General features: G+C 73.2%; 21 protein-coding genes and 3 tRNA genes. 9 read left to right on the top strand and 15 right to left on the bottom strand.

The window, feature by feature from the left end:
• Positions 1-404: 404 nt before the first annotated feature.
• On the bottom strand, positions 405-758 hold the full coding sequence (locus I8N68_RS20400; protein ID WP_200212401.1) for a hypothetical protein: 354 nt from the start codon (positions 756-758) through the stop codon (positions 405-407).
• Between the two features lie 394 nt (positions 759-1,152).
• Here I8N68_RS20400 and I8N68_RS20395 point away from each other — a divergent pair, with 394 nt between their 5' ends.
• A complete protein-coding gene (locus I8N68_RS20395) occupies positions 1,153-1,794 on the top strand; it encodes a site-specific integrase (RefSeq protein ID WP_200212398.1) in 642 nt (213 codons plus the stop codon).
• A gap of 25 nt (positions 1,795-1,819) precedes the next feature.
• Here I8N68_RS20395 and I8N68_RS20390 read toward each other — a convergent pair.
• The 3 genes from I8N68_RS20390 to I8N68_RS20380 form a co-directional block, all read right to left on the bottom strand.
• Positions 1,820-1,892 (bottom strand) — tRNA-Arg (locus tag I8N68_RS20390).
• A 36-nt stretch (positions 1,893-1,928) separates the two neighbouring features.
• Positions 1,929-2,019, bottom strand: a tRNA-Ser gene (locus tag I8N68_RS20385).
• A 451-nt stretch (positions 2,020-2,470) separates the two neighbouring features.
• Entirely contained in the window at positions 2,471-3,313 is an 843-nt protein-coding gene (locus I8N68_RS20380; RefSeq protein WP_200212396.1) for a hypothetical protein, read from the bottom strand.
• A gap of 148 nt (positions 3,314-3,461) precedes the next feature.
• On the opposite strand from I8N68_RS20380, the gene I8N68_RS20375 reads away from it, so the two are divergent.
• Positions 3,462-4,097, top strand: coding sequence for a hypothetical protein (locus I8N68_RS20375; RefSeq protein WP_234040193.1), 636 nt, complete (start codon positions 3,462-3,464; stop codon positions 4,095-4,097).
• Here I8N68_RS20375 and I8N68_RS20370 read toward each other — a convergent pair.
• Positions 4,084-4,857 carry a CPBP family intramembrane glutamic endopeptidase gene (locus I8N68_RS20370; protein WP_200212393.1) on the bottom strand — a complete coding sequence of 258 codons (774 nt, stop codon included), beginning with the start codon at positions 4,855-4,857 and terminating at the stop codon, positions 4,084-4,086. The genes I8N68_RS20375 and I8N68_RS20370 overlap by 14 nt on opposite strands.
• A 146-nt stretch (positions 4,858-5,003) precedes the next feature.
• Here I8N68_RS20370 and I8N68_RS20365 point away from each other — a divergent pair, with 146 nt between their 5' ends.
• Entirely contained in the window at positions 5,004-6,125 is a 1,122-nt protein-coding gene (locus tag I8N68_RS20365; RefSeq protein ID WP_200212391.1) for a globin domain-containing protein, read from the top strand.
• Positions 6,126-6,236: 111 nt separating this feature from the next.
• On the opposite strand, the gene I8N68_RS20360 is transcribed toward I8N68_RS20365, so the two are convergent.
• Positions 6,237-7,766, bottom strand: a complete 1,530-nt coding sequence (locus tag I8N68_RS20360; protein WP_200212389.1) for a peptide deformylase — start codon at positions 7,764-7,766, stop codon at positions 6,237-6,239.
• Between the two features lie 336 nt (positions 7,767-8,102).
• On the opposite strand from I8N68_RS20360, the gene I8N68_RS20355 reads away from it, so the two are divergent.
• Positions 8,103-8,885, top strand: coding sequence for an IucA/IucC family C-terminal-domain containing protein (locus tag I8N68_RS20355; RefSeq protein ID WP_200212387.1), 783 nt, complete (start codon positions 8,103-8,105; stop codon positions 8,883-8,885).
• A gap of 9 nt (positions 8,886-8,894) precedes the next feature.
• On the opposite strand, the gene I8N68_RS20350 is transcribed toward I8N68_RS20355, so the two are convergent.
• A complete protein-coding gene (locus I8N68_RS20350) occupies positions 8,895-10,694 on the bottom strand; it encodes a DUF6311 domain-containing protein (RefSeq protein ID WP_200212385.1) in 1,800 nt (599 codons plus the stop codon).
• A 211-nt stretch (positions 10,695-10,905) separates the two neighbouring features.
• Here I8N68_RS20350 and I8N68_RS20345 point away from each other — a divergent pair, with 211 nt between their 5' ends.
• Positions 10,906-11,616 (top strand): class I SAM-dependent methyltransferase, encoded by a 711-nt coding sequence (locus I8N68_RS20345; RefSeq protein WP_200212383.1) that lies wholly within the window; start codon positions 10,906-10,908, stop codon positions 11,614-11,616.
• A gap of 113 nt (positions 11,617-11,729) precedes the next feature.
• Here the strand turns inward: I8N68_RS20345 and I8N68_RS20340 are convergent, their stop codons facing one another.
• Both I8N68_RS20340 and I8N68_RS20335 read right to left on the bottom strand, forming a co-directional pair.
• The gene (locus I8N68_RS20340) at positions 11,730-12,263 is read right to left on the bottom strand and encodes a YbhB/YbcL family Raf kinase inhibitor-like protein (protein WP_200212382.1); all 534 of its coding nucleotides are present in this window, start codon (positions 12,261-12,263) and stop codon (positions 11,730-11,732) included.
• A gap of 230 nt (positions 12,264-12,493) precedes the next feature.
• Positions 12,494-12,582 (bottom strand) — tRNA-Ser (locus I8N68_RS20335).
• A gap of 242 nt (positions 12,583-12,824) precedes the next feature.
• On the opposite strand from I8N68_RS20335, the gene I8N68_RS20330 reads away from it, so the two are divergent.
• Entirely contained in the window at positions 12,825-13,802 is a 978-nt protein-coding gene (locus I8N68_RS20330) for an NAD(P)H-quinone oxidoreductase (protein WP_200212379.1), read from the top strand.
• On the opposite strand, the gene soxR is transcribed toward I8N68_RS20330, so the two are convergent.
• Positions 13,789-14,247: a redox-sensitive transcriptional activator SoxR gene (gene soxR / locus I8N68_RS20325; RefSeq protein ID WP_200212377.1), complete on the bottom strand. Its 459-nt coding sequence runs from the start codon at positions 14,245-14,247 to the stop codon at positions 13,789-13,791. The two genes, I8N68_RS20330 and soxR, sit on opposite strands and share 14 nt — an antisense overlap.
• Before the next feature lie 46 nt (positions 14,248-14,293).
• Here soxR and I8N68_RS20320 point away from each other — a divergent pair, with 46 nt between their 5' ends.
• Positions 14,294-14,995, top strand: a complete 702-nt coding sequence (locus tag I8N68_RS20320; RefSeq protein WP_200212375.1) for a thiamine pyrophosphate-binding protein — start codon at positions 14,294-14,296, stop codon at positions 14,993-14,995.
• Between the two features lie 3 nt (positions 14,996-14,998).
• Positions 14,999-15,892 (top strand): transketolase family protein, encoded by an 894-nt coding sequence (locus I8N68_RS20315; RefSeq protein WP_200212372.1) that lies wholly within the window; start codon positions 14,999-15,001, stop codon positions 15,890-15,892.
• 102 nt (positions 15,893-15,994) lie between these two features.
• On the opposite strand, the gene I8N68_RS20310 is transcribed toward I8N68_RS20315, so the two are convergent.
• On the bottom strand, positions 15,995-16,702 hold the full coding sequence (locus I8N68_RS20310; protein WP_200212370.1) for a glycosyltransferase family 2 protein: 708 nt from the start codon (positions 16,700-16,702) through the stop codon (positions 15,995-15,997).
• Between the two features lie 418 nt (positions 16,703-17,120).
• Between I8N68_RS20310 and I8N68_RS20305 the strand changes: the two genes are divergently transcribed.
• On the top strand, positions 17,121-18,719 hold the full coding sequence (locus tag I8N68_RS20305) for a ricin-type beta-trefoil lectin domain protein (RefSeq protein ID WP_200212368.1): 1,599 nt from the start codon (positions 17,121-17,123) through the stop codon (positions 18,717-18,719).
• A gap of 45 nt (positions 18,720-18,764) precedes the next feature.
• Here I8N68_RS20305 and I8N68_RS20300 read toward each other — a convergent pair whose 3' ends face one another.
• The 4 genes from I8N68_RS20300 to I8N68_RS20285 form a co-directional block, all read right to left on the bottom strand.
• On the bottom strand, positions 18,765-19,376 hold the full coding sequence (locus tag I8N68_RS20300; protein WP_200212366.1) for a hypothetical protein: 612 nt from the start codon (positions 19,374-19,376) through the stop codon (positions 18,765-18,767).
• 55 nt (positions 19,377-19,431) lie between these two features.
• Positions 19,432-20,976, bottom strand: coding sequence for a sensor histidine kinase (locus I8N68_RS20295; RefSeq protein WP_200212364.1), 1,545 nt, complete (start codon positions 20,974-20,976; stop codon positions 19,432-19,434).
• Positions 20,969-21,661 (bottom strand): response regulator transcription factor, encoded by a 693-nt coding sequence (locus tag I8N68_RS20290; protein WP_200212362.1) that lies wholly within the window; start codon positions 21,659-21,661, stop codon positions 20,969-20,971. Before I8N68_RS20290 ends, I8N68_RS20295 begins: the two co-directional genes overlap by 8 nt.
• Before the next feature lie 69 nt (positions 21,662-21,730).
• Positions 21,731-22,243, bottom strand: coding sequence for a hypothetical protein (locus I8N68_RS20285; RefSeq protein ID WP_200212360.1), 513 nt, complete (start codon positions 22,241-22,243; stop codon positions 21,731-21,733).
• Positions 22,244-22,396 lie beyond the last annotated feature (153 nt).

Below are 22,396 nucleotides of genomic sequence, written 5' to 3'. Positions count from 1 at the left end.
CCGAACGCGTGGTCCAGGAGATGTTCGATCAGTTCCCGGTCTGGGATGTCGGTCCGGAGGGGCTAGCGCAGGCCGCAGATCGTGTTGGTGCAGCGATGGCCGTCCGCCATCCTGAGCTTGATGCGGAGGCGGCTAAGGCTCTGGCTTGGATGTGGTCCTACAGCGCGCGATAGCCGCCCAACCCCGCCTTAGGCGGTCGGTTGGAAGGGCGTCCTCAAACGGCCGTGATGCCCAAACGCCTGCTCTCACGGCGCTGGTGCAGCGGGCGCAGCGCTGACGCTGTGGGTCCTGGGTGGGGCCGGACCTAGTCGAAGATCAGTGCCGATCAGCGTTTCCGCTGGTAGAAGGTGGTGCGCCCGGCAGGATTCGAACCTGCGGCCCTTGCCTGGCCGGTCGCCGTGCCGTCACCGGCAGACGATGCCCAGCGGCACGACCAGGCAGCACGAACCAACAAAGGCCAAGACGAGCGCGGCAGCCGCCCGGGCCGCCCAGGCCGCCCAGCTGCAGTGGCGTCGGGTGACCGGGAGGGTCTGCTCCACGGCGACGAAGGTGATCCATGCGAAGGCCATCAACGGCAGGTACAGGTCCCAGACCGGATTCGCGAAGGCGCTCGCGTTGCCAGAGGCCCCGTAGTTTGGGCAGTCCTTCTGGTGGGTGATCGGATCCAGTGCCACGATCACGGCCACGAGGACCAGGCCGCCCACCACGAAAGACCAGAAGCCGGCCAGGAGCGACGGGCGCACGCGATCATCATCCACGGGGCCACAGTAGGCGCTTCTCAAGGGCCCCCATCCCCCTGATAGGTGCCAAAGACTGCGGCGGCCGGTCGGTGTCAAGGGTGGCCGTAGGCCATCGGCGTGCCGACGCGCAGCGCCCTTGATGCCGGCCGGGTGGCGTAAAGAATTGGACACCCGGGGGATGGGTCACGCCCTGGTCCTCATCGTCATCACCCCCGGTCAGTGCTCATCTGATTCAGGGGCAAGCAGCTCTGCTGCGCGGCAGCGATCGGCCCGGCCTCGATGGTGAGCAACCCCGATCGCGATCGTCCCGCCTCAGCCCTCTGTCGTTTGTCCTCCGCCAGCGTGGCCGGCCGGCCCGGCCGATGCCGGCCGGAGGTCGCCAGCAGGCCGGGGCCGGGCCGGCGCGGCCCGCTTGCGGGCCGCCTGGAAGGCGGCGCGGGATGACCGCTGGTATGCGCTCTACTCGGTCGCCCTGGCCCTCGGTCTTCGCCGCGGTGAGGCGTTGGCGCTGCGGTGGGTCGACGTGGACCTGGTCGACAACGTGCTCCGCGTTCGGCAGTCGCTGCAACGCACCGGCGGGGAGCTGCGGTTCGGGCCGGTGAAGACGGACGGATCGGAGCGGGCCGTGGCTCTGCCGCTCAGTCTGGTCGACGTGCTGCGCGGTCATCGGGCGTTGCAACGGACGGAGCGGGAGGCGGCCGGGGACCGCTGGCAAGAGCACGGGTTGCTGTTCACGACGAAGATCGGCACGCCGATCGAGCCGCGCAACATCAATCGGCACTTCGACCAATTGTGCGAGCGGGCGGGGGTTCGGCGTATTCGGGTGCATGACCTGCGCCATTCGTGCGCGACGCTCCTTTACGACCAGGGCGTGCCGCTCGAACGGATTCAGGACGTGCTCGGGCACAGCTCCCCCACCGTCACCAAGTCGTCTACGTGGAGGCGACGCGTCGGCTGCAGCAGGACTCGGTGGACCGGCTCGGCTTCCTCTTCGACGCGTAGGCGTAGGGGTCAGCCGTGGGGGTCAGAAAGATCAAGGGCCGGTCTCCCGTGATGGGAAATCGACCCTTGATCTGCTGTGCGCCCGAAGGGACTCGAACCCCTAACCTTCTGATCCGTAGTCAGATGCTCTATCCATTGAGCTACGGGCGCTCGCTGCTCGGCCAGTCTACACACCTGGCTTTGGCGCGGAGACTCCGGGATTCGAACCCGGGAGGGGCTTTAAGACCCCAACCGCATTAGCAGTGCGGCGCCATAGACCAGACTAGGCGAAGTCTCCCTGGTGGCCCGCAGACCACCGCGCCCGAGGATACAGGTCCGCACCCACCCGCAGCAAAGCGACTACCCGGCGGAGCCCGCGGCCCCGCGTTTCCGACGTGTGCGAGGTCACGCTCGGGTCTACGCTCCATCGATATGCAGGAGCAGCCGCCGAGCGATCCGCCCCGCCGCGAGCCCGCCAGCGGTGCCCGACGGAGCCGATCCCCGAAGCCGACCTTCGCCCCGCCGCCGACGCCCGAGACGCCGGCGCCGCCGGCGCGACGGCCCGAGGCGGCGAGCGGGCCGCAGCCCCCGGCGCGCCGAGCCAGGCCCGCGCCAGCCGTGCTCTTCCAGCCGCCCGACCCGGCGCGGGCCGTGCCGCATGCCCCGCGCCAGCCGGCGGGTGAGGCGCGCCCAGCGGAGGATGACGCCGCCCCGCCCGGCTCGGCCGCGCCCCGGCCCCGTCTCGCGACTCAGGCCGATCCCACGCCCGCCATAGACGAGAGCAAGGCGAGACCGGCCGGATCGGCGTCCGCTGCCGCCGAGAGCGGCGCGAAACCGGCCGACCCGACGCCCGCCGCCGACGGGAGCGAGGCGAGGTCGGCCGGATCGGCGCCCGCCGCAGCGGGCGAGGGGACCCCACCCGGACCGACGCTCGCCGCCGGAGACGGGGTGACCCCGGTCACACCGGTTGCCGCCGCACGGGAGTCGGTGGTCGCGGCCACCCCGACCACCGACGCTGACGACGAGGGGACCGCGGCCACCGCCCGGCCGGTTTCCGCCGCCCGACGGGCGAAGCCGGTCGCCGACCGGCCGGACCCGGCGACGCCGGAGCCGAGGACGGACGAGGAGCCCCGGAAGCGGACGCGCCGCGCTCCGGCGAAGCAGGCGGGCCCAGCAGAGCAGATGTCGGATGGGAAGAAGTCAGCGCCGGCGGCGAAGGCGGGCCCGGCGAAGAGGGCAACGTCCGCGACGAAGGCGGGCCCGGCGAAGAAGGCCGCGCCCGCGAAGAAGACGGGCACCGCGCGGAAGGCCGGCCCCGGAGCAACGGCGAACCCGGCGAAGGCCGACCCCACGGACCAGTCGAGCCCGGCGAACAAGGCCACCACCACGGAGCAGTCGAGCCCGGCGACCAAGACCACCGCCACAGCGCAGGCCAACTCCACCGCGCAGGAGAGCCCGACGACGGCTGCCCCGGCGGCGCCGACGGCCGCGAGAAGGCCGGCGGCGGAGGCCTCCGCGGGCGCCGGTGACCAGGGACACGTCGAGGCCGGGGACTCGACCGCAGCCAGGAGCAGGGCGACCGCCGAGCGCACGGCCGGCACGGCAGCCGCGGCGCCGAAGCGGGCCGCCCCGGCGACGGAGGCGGCCTCTCCACCGATCGCAGAGAGCCCTGCCGACCGTGTTGCGGCGGCGGTTGTCGCACGGCCGTCGGCTAAGCCGGCGTCGGGGCGTACCGCCGGGGTGGCCTGGCGGGCGATCACCGCGCGCGTCCTCGACCACCCGGCGTTCGCGCCGGAGCTGCTGGCCCTGGCGGCGGTCGACGCGCTCGGGCCGCGCGCCGGAGAGTGGGCCGGGCGGGTGCGGGGGGCGTATCCGGACGCCGACGCGGACGGCCTCGCCCGGCTGGCCACCCGGCGGTTCGTCCGGCTGGCCGGGACCGGTGGCGCGGTCGCGGCGGGGGCCGGGCTCTTCGCGCCGGTCGCCGAGCTGGCCGCGGTGCTCTGGACTCAGGCCAACCTGGTGCTGCACCTGGCGGCGGCGTACGACCACGACCCGGCGCATCCGGATCGGGCGGTGGAACTGCTGGTGCTCACCCAGGTCCACCCGGACGCCGACACCGCTCGGGCGGCGCTCGCGGCGGCCCGGGCGGCCGACGGGCCGGGCGAGGGCGCGTGGCCGCGCGCCGCCGAGGCCGCCTGGCGGCTGGCCACCCCGCTGGCCGCACAGGCGGGCGGCTGGCTGGCCCTGCGGCTGGCGTCGCGGCTGCTGCCGGGGGCGGCGCCGCTCGCCGCGGCGGCGGGTGACGCGGCGGCCGCCGAGCGGCTGGCCGCCCGGGCGATCGGCGCCTACCGGCCGGCGCGGGTCAGAGCCAGCTGAACCAGTCCTTCGGCAGCAGCGCGTAGCCGACGAAGGCGACCACGTCCAGCAGGGTGTGCGCCACGATCAGTGGCGCCACCCGGCGGGTACGCAGGAAGACCAGGCTGAACACGACGCCCATCACCGCGTTGCCGAGGAACGCGCCGAAGCCCTGGTAGAGGTGGTACGAGCCGCGGAGCAACGCGCTCGCCGCGATCACCGCCGGGAGCCGCCAGCGCAGCTGCCACAGCCGGGTGACCAGGTAGCCGACCACGATCACCTCCTCCAGCACGGCGTTCTGCACCGCGGCGAGGATCAGCACCGGCACCGCCCACCACAGGTGCGGCAGCGCGGCCGGCACCAGCGTGGCGTTGACGCCGAGCTGCGCCGCCACCCAGAACAGCGCCAGTCCGGGCAGGCCGATCAGCGCTGCCAGGCCGGCGCCGCGGGCCAGGTCCGACCCGGGCCGGCGCAGGTCCAGCCCGAGGGTCCGCGCCGGGTCGCCGGGGTCGCGGGCCAGCAGGTGTACGGCGAGCAGCACCGGCAGCAGCGCGAAGAAGATCCCGACCAGCTGGTACGTCAGGTCGAGGTACGGCCGCGCCGACTGGGAGGTGTTCAGCGCGGCGGTCTGCTTCGAGAGCCCGCCGGCAGCGGTCAGCTTGGCCAGCAGCGACACGATCGCGTAGATCGCCGACTGGCCCAGGGAGAGCCCGAGCACCAGCAGCGTCTCGGTGCCCAGGGTCCGGCGGGACACCGGGCGGGTGAGCTCGTCAACCGTCACCGGACCACTGTGCCGCACGCCGGGGCCGCTCGGCACCGCCCGCCGGGACGGTATGAGGCGGTCGCACATTCTGTGCGACCGGTAGGCACCCTCCGTGGAGATTCTGTGGGGGCCCGATCCGCCGTCAGGAGAAGGAGGGTGCCCCCGTGGAGAACTTCGCGCGGCTGCTGAAGGAGAGCTGGACCCTCGTCGAGGAGGACCGGGAACGGCTCAGCGGCCACTTCTACGCCCGGCTCTTCCTGCTCGATCCCGAGCTGCGCAAGCTCTTCCCGGTCCAGATGAGCGGGCAGGGCGACCGGATCCTGGAGGCGATCGCCACCGCCACCCAGACCGTCGGCGACCCGGAGAGCTTCGACGAGTACCTGCGCGCGCTGGGCCGGGACCACCGCAAGTACCACGTCGACGCCACGCACTACGAGACCATGGGCGTCGCGCTGCTGGACGCGCTGCGCAGCACCGCCGGCGACGGGTGGAACCTCGAGTACGACCAGGCCTGGCGGGAGGCGTACGCGAGCATCTACGAGAAGATGCTCGCCGGGGCGGCGGCGGACGAGAACCCGCCGTTCTGGCACGCCGAGGTGCTCACCCACGAGCGGCACGGCCCGGACACCGCCGTGCTGACCGTCCGCGCCCTCCAGCACCCGCTGTCCTGGAAGGCCGGCCAGTACGTCAGCGTCGAGGCGCCCCGCTACCACCCGCGGGTGTGGCGGACGTACTCGGTGGCGAACGCCCCGAACGAGGACAACGTGCTGGAGTTCCACGTGCGTACGCCGGCCGGGGAGGCGGGCTGGCTGTCGGGGGCGCTGGTCCGCCGGACGAAGCCGGGCGACCTGCTCCGGGTGGCCGCCCCGATGGGGTCGATGACCCTGGACCACTCGTCGACCCGGGACATCATCTGCGTCGCCGGCGGGGTCGGGCTCGCCCCGATCAAGGCGCTGGTGGAGGAGCTGACCGGCATCAACCGGACCCGCTGGGTGCACGTCTTCTACGGCGCCCGCCGCCGGGAGGAGCTCTACGGCCTGGCGGGCCTGGAGAAGCTGGTCAGCGCGCACCCGTGGCTGTCGGTGACGCCGGCCTGCAGCGAGGATCCGAACTTCGACGGCGAGCTGGGCGACATCTCCGAGGTGGTCACCCGGTACGGACCCTGGACGACGCACGACTGCTACGTCTCCGGCTCGACCCCCATGGTCCGGGCCACCCTGCGCGCGCTCGCCGCCGACGAGGTGCCCCCGGAGCACATCCGGTACGACACCTTCGGCGCCCGGTAGACCTTCCTCCCCCCGAGCCGGGTCGCGTGCCCCGGCCCCCTGGGGCACGCGACCCGGCCCCGTCCGCCCGTGCGCGGGCCGGGCCGGCAACCGGCCCGCGTACCGCAGCGGTCAGTAGCGCCAGGGGTTGCCCGTCTCGCGGTACTCCTCGACCGGCACCAGCGGCACCCCGGGCGCCATCCGGTCGACGTAGAGTCGCCCCTCCAGATGGTCGATCTCGTGCGCGACCAGGCGGGCCATGGCGTACTCGAAGGACGTGATGATCCGGCTGCCGTCCCACTGGGCGTGCTCCACGTCGATGCGCAGCGGTCGGGGCACCAGGCCGCGGTGGTCGAAGAAGGAGAGGCAGCCCTCGTACTGCTCGTCGTTGTCTCCGGCGGTGTCGACCACCCGGGGGTTGAGCAGGACGACCGGCTCGGCCGCCCGGTCGGCCGGGCGGACCACGGCGGCAGCCCAGCCGAGCCCCAACTGCGGGGCCGCGATGCCGACCCCCTTGCTGAACGGGTGCAGCTCGTCGAGGCGGTCCAGCATGGCGCAGAGCCGGTCGACCACGTCCCGGGCGGCGCGGTCGTCCCCAGGCAGGTCGAACTGGCGGGCGGGCTGGCGGAGCAGGTCGTCGCCGCGCTGCGCGATCCCGATGCCGCGCATCCGGTCGCTGGCCCGCACCCGCCCGCCGGCGGCCGGCCCGTCCGGCTCGGCGTCCGGCGGCTGGTTGCGGAAGCGCCACTGCAGCCGGTAGCGGGCGTTGAGCGGCGGGTCGTCGGTGGACCAGTCGAAGACTGCCCGCTCGCCCCGGTCGTGCCGCTGGATCTGGGTACGCAGCGGCCCCTCCTCGGCGGACAGGGAGGTCTCCACCCCCCAGACCTGCGGGTCCAGCGCCACCGGCAGGTCCAGCCGGACGGCCAGGTGCCGGGTGGGCAGGCGGACCGCCCGCTGGAACCAGGGCCCCCACTTGTCCCGCCCCACCCGGTAGGCGTACTCGATGGTGACCCGGTCGCCGGGGTAGAGCGGGAAGCGGCCCTCGGCGTTCTCGAAGAGCAACCAGAGCTCCTTGAACGCGTCCCGGTCGTGCTTGGCGCGCCAGTGCATCGGCTCGCGCTCGCCGCCGCCGTCCCGGTACGCCCGCAGTTGCAGCTCGGCGAAGGTGAGCGGGTGCTCCCGGTGGTGCCGGTTGGAGCGGCCCGGGTCGTTGGGGTAGCGGTCGACGGCGACCCGGACCAGGTACCGGCTGACCGGCTCGGTCCCGGCGTTGTAGAGCTCCCGCCGGATCTGGCAGCGGTAGCCGTCGTCGGCGTGGGTCAGGGTGGCCAGCTCCCGCTCGACCACCAGGCCGGTGCCGGGGGGCAGCCACTGGCCGGGGACCGACAGCTCCCGGTGCCCCCCGCCGGAGCGGGCGTGCCGCAGCTCGTCGTACTCCCGGAAGCGCTGCCAGATCGCGCCGCTGGCCTCCAGGACGGCCTCGGCCCGGCGGGCGAAGTCCTCGGTCGGGCGGTGCCGGCGGCCCTCGACGTGGCTGACGTAGGACGGGTCGAAGCCCATCAGGGTGGCGAGCTGTTTCTTGGACAGCCCCCGGCCGGTGCGGTGCCGGGCGAGTTCGGCGGCGAACGAGTCGGCGGCCCGCTCGATGGGTGAGGTCGTCATTCGGCTTCCTCGTGGCCGGGAGTACCAGTTTCACGTTGGGTGTCCGAACGTGCACAGAAACTGGCTCGTAGTCGACACTCACCTTGACAATTCAGCTACGTACGTCGATCCTGGCGCCGCCATCGGCCGCCCCGCCGGGCGTTTTCGCCACCCTGCGCCGGGTAGTACGCGGAAACCCGCCGACCGGTCGGCGAGTGACCGGGACCTCTCCATCCGCCCCCGGACTCGGCTTCCCCCCACCCGGAGCATGTGGTTAGGCTAGCCTTAGCTCAGCGAGACGAGCTCATACCGACCGGCGAGGCGACCAGACAGGGGACGGACCAGGTGACAGCGGTGATGCCGAGGCGGGACGTCGCCACGCCGCTCGCCCCGGTGACCGCGACCCTGCGCGCCATGTTCGGCACCGACGACCTGCCCGGGCTCGCACCGGGCCTGCTGGTGACCTCCGACGAGGCGCGCTGGACCCCGGCCACCCGACTGATCGACGGGACGCTGCTCCCCGAGTTCCTGCGCGCCGCGACGGCGCGCTGGGGCGGCACCCCGCACGCCTGCGCCGCGCTGGCCTGGAAGTCGTACAGCTACTGGGTGGCGCTGCCGGCGGTGCTCGGTTGGGCCTCGGCCCGGCGGGTGCCGCTGCTCGACCCGGCCGACGTCCTGGTCCACTTCGAGGACCACCGCCCCCTGATCACCCTCGGCCTGCGCCGCTCGACCACGGTCGCGGTGCTGCCCGGCGACCCGCTGGCGCTGACCGGCGCGCCGGACGTCCGGGTGGTCGCCGACGAGGCCGAGCTGCTCGGCGCGCTGCGCGCCTCGCTGCTCGACGCCCACCTCGCCCCGATGGTCGCGGCGATCCAGGCCGAGGTCCGGATCGGCACCCGTACGCTGCTCGGCTCAGCCGCCTCCGGCATCGCGCACGGCCTCCTGCGGGCCGCCGACACGCTGCCCGGCTCGTCGACCCGCAACATCGAAACGGTGCTGGACGCGCTCGACCTGGCTGACCTGGTCGAGCTGGTGCCCGGCCCGGCCGGCGAGCCGACCGTCCAGCGGCGGACCTGCTGCCTGGCCTTCACGCTGCCCCGGCCGAAGATCTGCCAGGGCTGCTGCGTCCGGTTCTCCTGACCCAGCCGCTCAGTCGACCAGCGGGCGGACGTCCCAGAGCCACACCCCGCCGGTGCGCACCGGATCGATCCCGGTCAGCTCGGTCATCCCGCGGCGCAACGCGTCGGCCTGCGGGCAGTGCGGATCGAGGAGCACCGCGCCCGCCCGCCAGTACCGCAGGTCGTCCACCGCGGCCACCCGGTCCTGCGGGGTGATCGGCGGCACCGCGTCGGTGCGCCGGATCAGGTCGAAGAAGCTGCTGGTGGGGCGGGGCGGGGCGGTGAAGAGCGCGATCCGGCCCGCGCCGGGCCGGGTGTCCGGGTAGAGGAAGTAGCCCCGCGCGAGCGGCATCTCCAGCCCGGTCTCGGCGGACCAGCGCAGCGGGTCGGCGTAGGTGGTGTCCGGCAGCGGGAGGGTGACGATGCTGTGCCCGCCGGCCACGTACGGCCGCCAGGCGCCGGAGGTGACGAACTCCGGGATGGGATCGAGGCGTACCGAGGGCAGCGGGGTCGGCAGGATCGGCACCAGCGCCATGGCCAGCACGGTGGCGGTGACGAACCGGATCCGCGGACGGGCGTCCGGGTGGCGCCGGGCCAGCCGCCGGGCCCCGTCGGCGCCGAGCGCCAGCAGCACCCCGATGATCGGGGTCAGCGCGAGCGACCATCGGGTCGGCACCACCGAGTGCAGGATCGGCAGATTCTCCAGCGCCGCCCACGGGCCGGGGAAACCGGTGTCCCGCCCGTCGAAGCGGATCTCACGGCCGAGGGAGAAGAGCGCGAAGAGCAGGCCGACCGCGGCCAGCCCCAGCACGACGGCGTTGTGGCGCAGCCACCAGACCAGGGCGATCACCAGTACGACCAGCGGCCAGCCGAAGAAGGCGTTCTCCTCGGTGGCGTTCTTGGCCAACCGCGCGCTGCTGCGCGGGTCACCGGCGACCGACTCACCCGACCAGGCGACGAACGAGGCGAGGTCGGTGGAGTAGCCACGGATCAGCGGCGAGAGTCCCTGGTACGCCCCCGGCCCGAAGAACTGCACGTACAGCGGATACGCGAGCAGCACCCCGGCGACGGCGGCGGCGACGCCCAGCCCGGCGGCGAAGGGTCGGACCCGCCGCCGCAGCTCGGGCCGGCCGAGCGCCAGGGCGCAGACGACCACGCCGATCCCGATCGCCGTCATCAGCAGGATCTCCAGGTTGATGAACGCCTGCCAGACGATCACCAGCCCGAGCAGGACACCGTTGCGCAGCCAGCGCCCCGGCTCGGCCAGCCGCAGTGTGCGCCAGACGATCAGCGGCACCACGAACTGCGAGACGATGTTGGGGTGCGCGTTGGCGTGCGACACCATCGCCGGCGCGAAGGCGCAGAAGCCGGCCCCGAGCCAGGCCGGTCCGCGGGCCCGGAGCAGCACCCGGGACAGGACGAAGTACCAGGCCACGGCGGTGGCGATCAGCCCGCCGGTGAGAAAGAGCAGGAAGGCCGCGCGCGGGCCGAAGAAAACGGTGACGGGCGTCATTGGTAGCGAAACGGATAATACGGACGTGTTCGCCATGAGGTTGACACCGTCGGGGACATTCATCCGGTCCGAGGTGAATGGATAGGCGAAATCTGTCACCACTCGCGCACCGTGCGCCATCATCCACTGGAACTGCGCCTGATCGGAAGGGTTGTCGCGAACCCCGTCGCCGGGATTCACCCAGAACCGGGCGGTGACCCAGAACGCCAGCAGCACGAAGCTGAGCACGGCCACGAGGTCGATCGACCAGCCGGGCATCCGCCGTACGCCCCGGTCGGGCGCGGCGCCGGCCCCGCCGTCCGATTCGGGAGTAGTCATAACAATTCGGAGCGTAGTCAGGGTATGGCAGGGCCGTGACATGTTTCGGGGTACTGGCGTACTATGTGCCGGGTTCGCCGACCGCCGATCACGTGCCCACCCCCGACCGCAATTCGGCCACCCCCGGGTGCCCCGATTCCCACGCCATCCATCTGGATGGTTGACTCTGTCGGTCCAGGCGCGGGTCAGTCAGATCGTGAGGAATCGACGCATGGCAGAAATCACTGGGGATCAGCGCGTCCAGTCCGAGGTGCTCGAAGGACTGGCGACGGCGGTCAACCACCGCAGGTGGTTCGTCGAGCTGGCGGTGCCCTACCTCGGTGACAACCCGATCGAGATCGGCAGCGGGCTGGGCGACTACGCCCTGGAATGGTGCGAGCGCCTGCCCCGGATCACCGCCACCGAGGCGGACCCGGACCGGCTGGTCAAACTCAAGGAGCGGCTCGCCGCGCACCCGAGCATCGAGGTCCGGCAGATGCTGCTACCGCACTCCGAGCGCGGTGACTACAGCGCGGCAGTGTCGTACAACGTGCTGGAGCACATCGAGGACCACGTGGGCGCGCTGCGCAGCATGCGCGACCTGGTCCGGCCGGGCGGCGCCGTGGTGATCATCGTGCCGGCGTTCCAGTTCGCGATGAGCCCGGCGGACATCGCCACCGGCCACGTCCGGCGCTACACGAAGAAGACCCTGGGCGCGGCGATGACCGAGGCCGGCCTGACGGTGGAGAAGATCCACTACGCGAACGCGCTCGGCCTGATCGGCTACTTCATGGCCACCAAGGTCTTCCGCCTGATGCCGAAGGAGGGCCCGATGGTCAAGCTCTACGACACCGTCGTCCTCCCGGCGACCAAGGCAGCGGAGCAACGCCTCCGCCCGCCCTTCGGCCAGTCCGTCTTCGCCGTAGCCCGCGTCCCCGCCTGACCCCCGCCCGCCTTCCGCGTCTCCACCCGCGATCTTGCACTTCCGATCCCTGGTACGCGGCTGATGTCCGTGCCGCCGGGTCCGGAAGTGCAAGATCGCGGGGCGCACAGGGATTACTCCTTGATCTGGTACGTGGGGCGGATGACGGCGCGGGCGAGGGTGTGGAAGGCGAGGTTGAAGCCGACGAAGGCCGGGCTGGCGTTCGGGCCGACATCGAGGCGCTCGACGTCGACGGCGTGCACCGCGAAGACGTAGCGGTGCGGACGGTCGCCCGGCGGCGGGGCGGCGCCGCCGTACCCGGTGTCGCCGTAGTCGTTGCGGACGCTGAACGCGCCGCCGAGATCGCTCTCCTTGACGGCGGTCGGCAGCTCGGTCACCGAGGCCGGGACGTCGACCAGCACCCAGTGCCAGAAGCCGCTGCCGGTGGGGGCGTCCGGGTCGAAGCAGGTCACCACGAAGCTCTTCGTCTCGGCGGGGAAGCCGGACCAGGCGAGGTGCGGGGAGACGTTTTCGCCACCGGAGCTGCCGTGCGCGTACCGCGCCTCCATCGGCTCGCCGTTGTGCACGTCGTCGCTGGTGAGGTTGAACGACGGCACCGTCGGCAGCAGCTCGTACGGGTCCGGGGCGATCGGTCGTTCCAGGCTCATCGAAACGGTCCTTCCGGGTGCGCGAATTCCTGCGCCCCTTCATACCCCCTTTTTCGGCCGGACCGAACCGAAAGCGCGGCGTGGCTTGGCGCTGGGCGGCACCGTCGATCGCTCAGGCGAGAAGCTGCTGCGCCACGAGGTCCTCGAGCCAGGGCATCAGCAGCGGTCGGAAAGCCTGCCGCATAGACGCCCCGCCCCTGTGCGGCACGCACCTCCGCTGTTGACGGCGGCGGAGGGTGTGGGATTCGAACCCACGAAGGACATCGCTGCCCTTACCGGTTTTCAAGACCAGCGCCATCGGCCACTAGGCGAACCCTCCCGGGCCACGCCCCCCAAGGGGTACGCGACCGTGCCTAGTCTGCCACGGGCTCCCGGCCGGTCGAGCCGGTGTCCCACCCTCGGTGCCAGGACGGCCGCGTGTGGGGAAGCCCCTCGGTGCTGCCGATCACCGGAATCATGGCGGCCGGCAAGTCCACTGTGGCTGAGCAGACGCCGGACCAGATGGTGACGGAGATCCTGGCCCGGACGTGGACAGCGGGTCGGATCGGGTAAGACTGGACCATGCGCGCGATCACCATCCCGGAACCCGGCGGACCCGAGGCACTCGTCTGGGCGGAGGTGCCCGACCCGGAGCCCGGGCCGGGCGAGGTGATCGTCGATGTGCGGGCGAGTGCGGTGAACCGCGCGGACCTGCTCCAGCGGCAGGGGCAGTACCCGCCGCCGCCGGGTGCGCCCGCGTACCCCGGTCTGGAGTGCTCGGGGACGATCAGCGCGGTCGGTCCCGACGTGACCGGCTGGCTGGTGGGTCAGGAGGTCTGCGCGCTGCTGGCCGGCGGTGGGTACGCCGAGCGGGTCACCGTGCCGGCCGGTCAGCTGCTGCCGGTGCCGGCCGGCGTCGACCTGGTCGACGCGGCGGCGCTGCCCGAGGTGGCCTGCACCGTCTGGTCGAACGTCGTCGCGTTGGCCCGGCTCGCCGAGGGCGAGACGCTGCTGGTGCATGGCGGCGGCAGCGGCATCGGCACCTTCGCCATCCAGCTCGGGGTGGCCCTCGGCGCGACCGTGCTGGTGACCGCGCGGGCGGCCAAGCACGGCAAGCTGCGCGAGTTGGGCGCGGCGCACACCATCGACTACCGCGAGCAGGACTTCGTCGAGGAGGTCCGCCGGGTCACCGACGGCCGGGGCGCGGACGTGATCCTGGACATCATGGGCGCCGCCTACCTGTCCCGGAACGTGGCGGCGCTGGCCACCGGCGGCCGGCTGGTGGTGATCGGCATGCAGGGTGGCCGCAAGGGTGAGCTGGACCTGGGCGCGCTGCTGGCCAAGCGGGCGTCGGTGGCGGCGACCGCGTTGCGGTCCCGCCCGCTGGCCGAGAAGGCGGAGATCGTCCGGGGGGTCCGCGAGCAGGTGTGGCCGCTGGTCGAGGCGGGGGCGATCCGGCCGATCGTGGACCGCCGGGTGCCGATGGCCGACGCGGCCGCGGCGCACCGCGTGGTGGAGAGCAACGACCACCTGGGCAAGGTGCTGCTCACGACCCCGTGACGGAATCCGGGCGCGGCAGCATTAGGCGGGCGCCCGGACCCTCCGCGGCCAGCGAGTCCCCCGGGTTGTAGAGGGTGCAGCGTTGCAGCGACAGGCAGCCGCAGCCGATACAGCCGTCCAGATCGTCGCGAAGCTTGCCGAGCAGCCGGATCTTCTCGTCCAGCCGGTCCCGCCAGGTGCGGGAGAGCGCGGCCCAGTCATCCGGCGTCGGGGTCCGCGACGACGGGAGCGAGTCCAGCGCCGCTCGGATCTCCTCCAACGAGACGCCGACCTGCTGGGAGATCCGGACGAACGCCACCCGGCGCAGCTCGGAACGGGCGTACCGGCGCTGGTTGCCGCCGGTGCGCTCGGCCCGGATCAGCCCCAGCCGCTCGTAGTAGCGCAGCGCCGACGGGGCCACTCCGCTGCGGGCGGAGAGCTGACCGATGGTGAGTGACTCGTGCATCACACGACCTTGAGTTGAAGTGAGCTTTAGATCGCAGGCTAACCGCATGACGACCACGACTGCCACCGACCCGGCACCGCCGGGAACACTCGGGGCCCTGCTGGACCGGGTCCGCGCCGGCCGCGAGTTCAGCCCGAACGTGTACTCGACGCTGGACGTGCTGCAGGTGCTCTACGACCGGGTGCTGCGGATCACCCCGGAGACGGCCGACGACCCGGACCGGGACCGCTTCCTGCTCTCCAAGGGGCACGCGGTCGCCGGCTACTACGCGCTGCTCGCCGCCAAGGGGTTCATCCCGGTGGAGTGGCTGGACGACCAGGGCGGCCCGGAGAGCCGCCTCGGCGACCACCCGGACCGGCTGCTGGTGCCCGGCGTGGAGATCGGCTCGGGTTCCCTCGGGCACGGGCTGGGTCTCGGCGTGGGCACCGCGCTGGGGCTGCGGGCCCAGGGCCGGGCCACCCCCCGGGTGTACGTGCTGCTCGGCGACGCCGAACTGGACGAGGGCTCCAACCACGAGGCGATCGCGTACGCCGGGGCGACCGGACTGGCGTCGCTCACCGCGATCGTGCTGGACAACCGGTCGGCGAGCCACGGCTGGCCGGGCGGCGCGGCGACCCGGTTCACGGTCAACGGGTGGACCGCCGCGACCGTGGACGGGCGCGACCACGAGGCCCTGCACGCCGCCCTGACCGGGCACGACCATCACCGGCCGCACGTCGTCGTCGCGGTCGTCACGGACGAGGAGTAGGACGTGCGCGAGACATTCGTCACCACTGCGACCGCACTGCTGGACGATCCCCGCACCACGATCGTGCTGGCCGACATCTCCGCCGCCGCCTTCGCCCCGGCCGCCCGGCGCTACCCCGACCGGGTGCTCAACGTCGGGATCCGGGAGCAGTTGATGGTGGGTGTCGCCGGCGGGCTGGCGCTGACCGGGCAGCGCCCGATCGTGCACAGCTACGCCCCGTTCCTCGTCGAGCGGGCGTACGAGCAGATCAAGCTGGACCTCGACCACCAGGGGGTCGGGGCGGTGCTGGTCAGCGTCGGCGCGTCGTACGACCGCGCGGCGGCCGGCCGTACCCACCTCGCCCCGGCCGACGTGGCCCTGATCGACACCCTGCGCGACTGGACGGTGCACGTCCCCGGCCACTCCGACGAGGTACCCGGGCTGCTCCGCGACCTGGTGTGCGGACAGGACTCGGCGTACGTGCGGCTCTCCACGCAGAGCAACGCACGCGCGTACCCGGACGCGGGCGACCTGCGGGTGCTGCGCGACGCCGGCCGGGGCGCGCCGCTGCTGGTGGCGGTCGGTCCGGTGCTGGACGCGGCACTGGCCGCGGTCGCCGGGCTGCCGGTCACCGTGGCGTACACGCACCGGCCGCGACCGTTCGACACCGCCGGCCTGCGGGCGCTGGCCGGCACCGAGGTGATCCTGGTGGAGCCGTACCTGGCGGGCACGTCCGCCCGGGTGGTCGGCGCGGCGCTGGCCGACCGGCCGCACCGGCTGCTCGCCCTCGGCGTGGGCCGCGACGACCTGCGCCGCTACGGCTCGGCCGAGGACCACACCCGCTGGCACGGCCTGGACGCCGCCGGCCTGCGCCGCTCGGTCGAGGGTTTCCTCGCCGCCGTGCCGGTGGCGGCCTGACCGCCGCCGGTAGGGGCCTCGGCGCGGCGGGCGCCGGTCATGACGGAACCCCGCTACCCGGCGTCGCCGGATGGCGGGGTTCCGTGGTGTTCGTGCGGCGGGTCAGCGCTGGGCGGCACCGGCCGGGCGCCGGCGGGCCCGCTCCCGGGTCAGGATCCAGAGCGCCTCGACGCCGTCCTTCCAGGTGATCTTCTTGCCCTCCTCGCGGCCGCGCGCGCGGTAGCTGATCGGCACCTCGTAGGGGCGGATCCGCTGGCGCAGCAGCTTGCCGGTGACCTCGGCCTCCATGCCGAAGCCCCGGGAGCGGATCTGGAGCGAGCGGTACAGCTCGACCGGCATCAGCTTGAAGCAGGTCTCCAGATCGCCGATGTAGGAGTTGTAGAGCACGTTGGCGGCCAGGGTGACGCCCTTGTTGCCCACCACGTACCAGAAGCTGTAGGAGCTGTGGCTGCCGAAGGTCCGATTGCCGTAGACGACCGTGGCGTGCCCGTCCAGCACCGGCTCGAGCAGCCGGGGGATGTCCTGCGGGTCGTACTCCAGGTCGGCGTCGAGGATGACCATGTACTCACCCTCGGCGTTGTCGACGGCCGTCTTGATGGCCGCGCCCTTGCCGGCGTTGCGCTGGTGGGTGATCACCCGCAGCCGCGCGTCATCCATCCGGCCGAGGACCTCGGAGGTGCCGTCCCGGCTGCCGTCATCGACGACGACGAGCTCGATCTCACACGGGTAGTCGACCGCCAATGCCTGCTTCAGGGCATCCGCGATTCGTTCTTCCTCGTTGTAGACCGGCATGAGGATCGAGAGCTTCACGGGAGATCTCCACGGTGGGGACGGCAAATCGGCCCTAGCGTAGCCTGGCTCCTCGGCGCGGTGTAGCCCGCCACCTCCCGGCGCTCTCCGAGCCGACGTCGATGACCGTCCCGGGACCCGCCGGAACCGCCCAGCTCACGCACCCGGCGGGTCGGATCCCCCGGGTGTTGGCCGGGGCCGGCCCACCCCGTTTCGGTGGCCCGAGGCGGACCGCTCGGCCCTGCCGGGGCCGCCCGTCCGGTCAGCCCCGGCCGGCCCCGGGTGCCGGGTCGGACTCCCGTGCCGCCCGATCTGCCGGAAGAGTTCCGTTCCGCACCGGGCCGCAAGGTTTCCGAGACGCATTCACATCTCGCCTCCGGGCGGTTACCTTCTGGTAACTCGATCGACGTCCCCCGATTGAGCTGAAAGGAGTGCGTCGATGCTTGGTACCCCCACCAGGCGCGCACGGACCCCCCGACGGCATGTTCTGGCCGTCCTGTCCGCCGCCGCCCTCGCCCTGCCGATGCTCGTCGGACCGGCGTCCCCCGCGGCCGCCGCCGACCGACCCGCGATCCAGCCGCTGCCGCCCGCCCTGGAAACCATCCGCGCCGCCGAGGCCACCGTCCTCTACGGCTCCCCCGACATCCGCCCGATGGCGGACCGGCGCACCGCGCTGGTCACCATGGGCGACAGCGAGATCTCCGGTGAGGGGGTCGGCAACTACGTCCCCGGCACCCATCAGGACGGCAACTGGTGCGACCGGTCGTACGACCAGGCCGTCTTCCGCACCGGCATTCCCGCCGACGAGAGGTACAACCTGGCCTGCTCCGGGGCCACCCCGTGGAACCTGGTCGCCGGCGGGCCGACCCAGCACAACGAGCTCAACCAGGGCGACTATCTGGCCGTCAAGGCGCGCAACACGCACGTCAAGCTGATCTGGGTGGTGGCCGGCGCGAACGGTGACGGCACCATCCAGTTCGGACCGGTCGCCACCGACTGCGCCATCCGCCGGGTCTTCTTCCAGGGCGCCTGCTACCCGACCTACACCGACCAGTGGACGATCCGCACCGACGGCAGCCGGCGCGCCGTCGAGGAGGCGATCACCTCGATCCGGCAGACCATGACCGGGGCCGGCTACCTGGGCTCGGACTACGAGCTGGTGCTGATGTCGTACCCGAGCCCGGGCAGCCCGGACGTCGAGGACAACCCGAACTTCCCCGGCTGGTACGCCGGCGGCTGCCTGCTCTACCTGGCCGACGCCGCGTTCGCCCGAAACAAGGCGGTGCCGCTCTTCGAGTCGGCGCTGCGCGCGGCGGCGACGAACACCGGCACCCGCTACCTCGACGCCAGCCGGCTCTTCCACGGCCACGAGGTGTGCACCGACAACACCTCGGTCCGCGGCCTCTACATCGAGGTCGGCATCTGGGACGAGAACGCCGCCCGGCAGTCGTTCCACCCCAACTACCGGGGGCACGGCATGTTCGCCCAGTGCATCACCCAGTTCTGGAACTCGGGGCAGGACCGGGCCACCTGCGTCGACCCGGCCAGCACCGGCCAGGGCGTGCTCCAGCCGGGGCTGATGGAGTTCAGGCAGCTCCGCAACGCCGCCACCGGCACCTGTGTGGACGGCCGGGGCTACGACTCCCGCAACAGCACCATGCAGCAGTCGTACGCCTGCCACGGCGGGCGTAACCAGGGCTTCTGGTACGACCCGGCCCGGCAGTCGCTGCACTCCGAGCTCTCCCACGACCGCTGCCTGGACGTCTCCGGCGGCTCGCTGACCGCGGGCACGGCGATCAACATCTACGACTGCCACGGCGGCGCCAACCAGCGGTTCGTCTTCGCCGGCAGCCAGCTCAAGCCGGCCGGCGCGACGAACCTGTGCGTGGCGTTCGACAACCCGTGGCTGGGCACCCCGCGGCTGCGGCTGGCCAGCTGCTCCACCAGCACCCGCCAGCAGTGGTCCTTCGAGTCGCGGTCGTTCGCCAACCCGGTGGGCTACGGCCACGACGACTTCATCGGCTCCCGGGTCTACTGACCCGACGACCGGGTCCCCTCCACGCGGAGGGGACCCGGTCCACCGTCAGTTCTGCTTGACCGGGACCACGACCAGCCGGGCCACGCCGCCGTCGCCGTCCTTGACGCCGGCCACGCCGACCGTGGTGCCGACCTTGAGGTCCGTCGACTGGATCGTGGTCCGCCGCTCGACCACCCGGAGGTTGTCGCCGAAGGTCCAGGTCATGGTGAAGCCGTCGGTGGACTTGACGGTCATCGACTTGTCGTCGATCGCGGTCACCTGGCCGCGCTGGACGGCGACGGTCTTCGTACCGCCGTCCCTGGTCTGCACGACGACCTCGCCGTGCAGGGTGTTCCTGCGCAGCAGCACCCGGGCCCGGTGCCGCTTGCGCCACTCCTGCCCGCGCGCACCCGGCCTGTCCTTCGGGCCGGCCTCGGTGGCGGCGCCCGGCTCCGCCGACGCCGACGCCGGGGCGGCGACCGGGTCCACGTCCAGGTCGGCGGCGTCGAAGCCCAGCGCGGTGAGCGCCTGACCCTCCGCACCCATGGCGGCGGCGACCTCGACCGCGGTCTCCCGGGCCGAGTCCTGGGCCAGCCCGGCCGGGCCGCAGCCGGCGAGACCGAGCGCGGCCGCCGCGAGCAGCGCGGTGACGCCGGTGACGATTCCCTGACGTGCCATCAGTGTTCCTCTCGTCCGTGGAGCACCAGCGTCCCGCGCGCGGACGAGCGGACCGTCAGCCCCGTGTTCGGGTCAGGTAAGGATCAGCGGGCAGCCGGACGGTGAAGGCCGCCCCGCCCTCCGCGGCGTGCCCGGCGGTGATGTCGCCGCCGAGCCGACGGACCAGCCCGGCGGCGAGCGCCAGCCCGAGCCCGCTGCCCACCTTGCGCACCCCCCGGTACCGCTGGTGCAGCGCCCCGCGCTCGAAGGCCACCGCCAGGTCGTCGTCGGTGAAGCCGGGTCCGCCGTCCCGGACCTCGACGATGCCGCCCGCGGCCGGGTCCGCGCCGGCCGGCCGGGCCGCGAGCACCACCGGCGCCCCCGGGGGTACGACCCGCAGCGCGTTCTCCAGCAGCCCGTCGAGCACCTGCCGGATCCGCCCCGGATCGGTGTACGCCGGCACCGGCCCGGCCGGCATTTCCACCCGGAACGGCACCCCGAGCGCCGCGCACCGGTCGGACCAGGTGCGTTCCGCCTCGGCGGCCAGCCGGGCCAGGTCCACCGGGACCGGTTCGAGGGGGAAGTCGGCGGCCTCCAGCCGGGCCAGCGACAACAGGTCGGTGACCAGCCGGTCCAGGTGCTCGGCCTCGGCGAGCATCGTCCGGCCGGTGGCCGGCACCCCGTCCGCCTCGATCACCCCGTCGGCGAGCGCCTCGGCGTAACCGCGGATCGCGGTCAGCGGGGTACGCAGCTCGTGCGAGACCGAGAGCAGGAACTCGCGTTGCCGCCCCTCGCTGGTGGCGAGCGCGGCGGCCAGCCCGTTCAGCGCGTACGCCAGGTCGGCCACCTCGTCGGGCGGCTCGACCGGTACGCGTACCGCCCGGTCCCCGGCGCGCAGCCGGGCGGCGGCGGTGGCCGCGGTCCGGATCGGCCGGGCGAGTCTCCGGGCGAGCAGCAGCCCGGCCGCCAACCCGGCGGCGAGCCCGGCCAGCAGCGGCAGCCACAGGCCGCGCAGTACCTGCCGCCAGGGTCCGCTGGTGGTGGCCCGGGTCAGCACCACCCCGTCGCCGCCGGGCAGCGGCCGCCCCTCGACCAGGGCCCGCTCGCCGTTCACCAGCCGCCGGCCGGAGACCTCCCGACCGGTCGACACCCGGGTCACCACCTGCCGGGGCAGCCCCGGGCGGTCCACCTGGCCGGCCCGGACGACGTACACGTCGATCTGCTGCTGGCGGAGCTGACGGATCAGCCGCTCGCCCGCGGTGTCCCGTTGCCGGGGAGCGCGGACGCGCAGCACGTCGGCGGCGAGCCGGGCCTGGGCGGCGAGCGCCGCCTGGTCGCGCCGCTCCGCGCCACGGACCGCGAGGGGGACCGCGACCAGCGCGGTCACCAGCACCGACACCAGTGCCACCGCGCAGGTGACCAGCACCGCCCGGGTGGTCAGCGTGCTGGCGAACCGAAGGCGCGGGGGGGTCGGCGCGGCCCGTGGCCCGATCACCGGCAGGGTGACGGTCGGCTGGTGCGGCCGCCCCGGGTCGACCGGTGGCGGCGGGCCGGGGGGTGGCCAGGGGCCGGCCGGCGGTGGCGGGCCGGGGGGCGGTTGCCCGGCGGTGGGGTCAGGCATCTGCCGCGTACCCGACGCCGCGGTGGGTGCGGATCACGCTGGCCGGTCCGAGCTTGGCGCGGACCTGGGCCACGTGCACGTCCACGGTCCGGGTGCCGGCGTGCGCGGCGTACCCCCAGACGCCGGCCAGCAGTTCCTCCCGGCTGAACACCCGGCCGGGCCGGGCCATCAGGTGGGCGAGCAGGTCGAACTCGGTGGACGTGAGCTGGACCGGGGCGCCGGCCGCGGTGACGGTCCGGCGGACCGGGTCGAGGACGACCGGGCCGACCACCCGGGGCTGCTCCGCCCCGGCCGGCGCCCCGGCGGAGCGGCGCAGCACCGCCCGGAGCCGGGCGACCAGTTCGCGAGGGCTGAACGGCTTGGTCACGTAGTCGTCCGCGCCCAACTCCAGGCCGACGACCCGGTCGACCTCGTCGTCGCGGGCGGTGAGGAAGATGACCGGCGTCCAGTCGCCGGCCTCGCGGAGCCGCCGGCAGATCTCCGTCCCGGCCAGGCCGGGCAGCGCGATGTCCAGCACGCAGGCCACCGGGCGCAGCCGTCGCGCGGCGGCGAGGCCCGCGGCACCGTCGCGTTCGACGTGTACGCCGAAGCCGTCCCGGGTCAGGTAGAGCCGGACCAGGTCGGCGATGGCCGGCTCGTCCTCCACCACGAGGACGAGCCCGCGCTGCGCGGCGTCGGCGGTCACCGGCCCATGATTACCGACCGGCGGCCGCCCGGGACGTCCGGGGAACGTTCGGGTTCGGTAAGGAGCCGGTCAGCGCACCGGCGCCGGGCGGAACGCGGCCGGCCGGGCGCCGAGCGGCGGCTCACCGATGGTGGCCACCAGCCGCTCCGCGGGCGTCCGGAGACGGGTACGGAAGGCGTGGTTGAGCAACGTGTCGAGCTGCCACACCTGCTTCGGGTGGTGGGTCCGGATGAGGAACCGCTCGCGGGCGCCGTCGATCGCGGTGGCGGCCAGCTCGACGCTGTGCAGGCGGGGGTCGGGGCTCCAGGTGACGTTGCTCAGCTCGCGCAGCTCGGTGTTGAGGTGCAGCCGCAGCCGGTGCAGCACCCGGGTCTGCTGGGTGACCACCAGGCGGCGGTGGGTGAGGAGCATCAGGTAGTCGCCACCGACCGGCTGGTCCGGGCGGCTGCACCGGGTGACCAGGATGGTGGCGTCGCCGGAGCCGACGCACCGGCGGAAGATCGGCATGTGCCGGCTGACCGTCTGGGTCGCCAGACCGGTCTCGGCGGCGGCCGGAAGGAACGTTCGGGAGAAGACGTCCATGCAATGTGCAACGACCGCTGAGCAGGCGTGACATGGGTCACAGCAAATTTCTGGAACTTCCATCCGTGCAAATCGCACGCGGTGTCCGACATCGGGACCGCCGCCGCCCGGGGCGCGCCGGCCGGGTCAGACCGGCAGGTCGGCGAAGAGCTC

This window comes from Micromonospora coerulea (assembly GCF_016598485.1).
GTDB classification, from domain to species: domain Bacteria; phylum Actinomycetota; class Actinomycetes; order Mycobacteriales; family Micromonosporaceae; genus Micromonospora; species Micromonospora coerulea.
The sequence above is the reverse complement of the archived record's forward strand: the minus strand, read 5'-3'. Positions and strand labels throughout refer to the sequence as shown.

Bases quoted from the DNA above. Each gene is read 5' to 3' on its own strand.
- I8N68_RS20360 (WP_200212389.1), bottom strand. From the start codon at position 7,766: ATGACGACCTCACCCATCGAGCGGGCCGCCGACTCGTTCGCCGCCGAA.
- I8N68_RS20355 (WP_200212387.1), top strand. From the start codon at position 8,103: ATGCCGAGGCGGGACGTCGCCACGCCGCTCGCCCCGGTGACCGCGACC.
- I8N68_RS20350 (WP_200212385.1), bottom strand. From the start codon at position 10,694: ATGACTACTCCCGAATCGGACGGCGGGGCCGGCGCCGCGCCCGACCGG.
- I8N68_RS20345 (WP_200212383.1), top strand. From the start codon at position 10,906: ATGGCAGAAATCACTGGGGATCAGCGCGTCCAGTCCGAGGTGCTCGAA.
- I8N68_RS20340 (WP_200212382.1), bottom strand. From the start codon at position 12,263: ATGAGCCTGGAACGACCGATCGCCCCGGACCCGTACGAGCTGCTGCCG.
- I8N68_RS20330 (WP_200212379.1), top strand. From the start codon at position 12,825: ATGCGCGCGATCACCATCCCGGAACCCGGCGGACCCGAGGCACTCGTC.
- soxR (WP_200212377.1), bottom strand. From the start codon at position 14,247: ATGCACGAGTCACTCACCATCGGTCAGCTCTCCGCCCGCAGCGGAGTG.
- I8N68_RS20320 (WP_200212375.1), top strand. From the start codon at position 14,294: ATGACGACCACGACTGCCACCGACCCGGCACCGCCGGGAACACTCGGG.
- I8N68_RS20305 (WP_200212368.1), top strand. From the start codon at position 17,121: ATGCTTGGTACCCCCACCAGGCGCGCACGGACCCCCCGACGGCATGTT.
- I8N68_RS20300 (WP_200212366.1), bottom strand. From the start codon at position 19,376: ATGGCACGTCAGGGAATCGTCACCGGCGTCACCGCGCTGCTCGCGGCG.
- I8N68_RS20295 (WP_200212364.1), bottom strand. From the start codon at position 20,976: ATGCCTGACCCCACCGCCGGGCAACCGCCCCCCGGCCCGCCACCGCCG.
- I8N68_RS20285 (WP_200212360.1), bottom strand. From the start codon at position 22,243: ATGGACGTCTTCTCCCGAACGTTCCTTCCGGCCGCCGCCGAGACCGGT.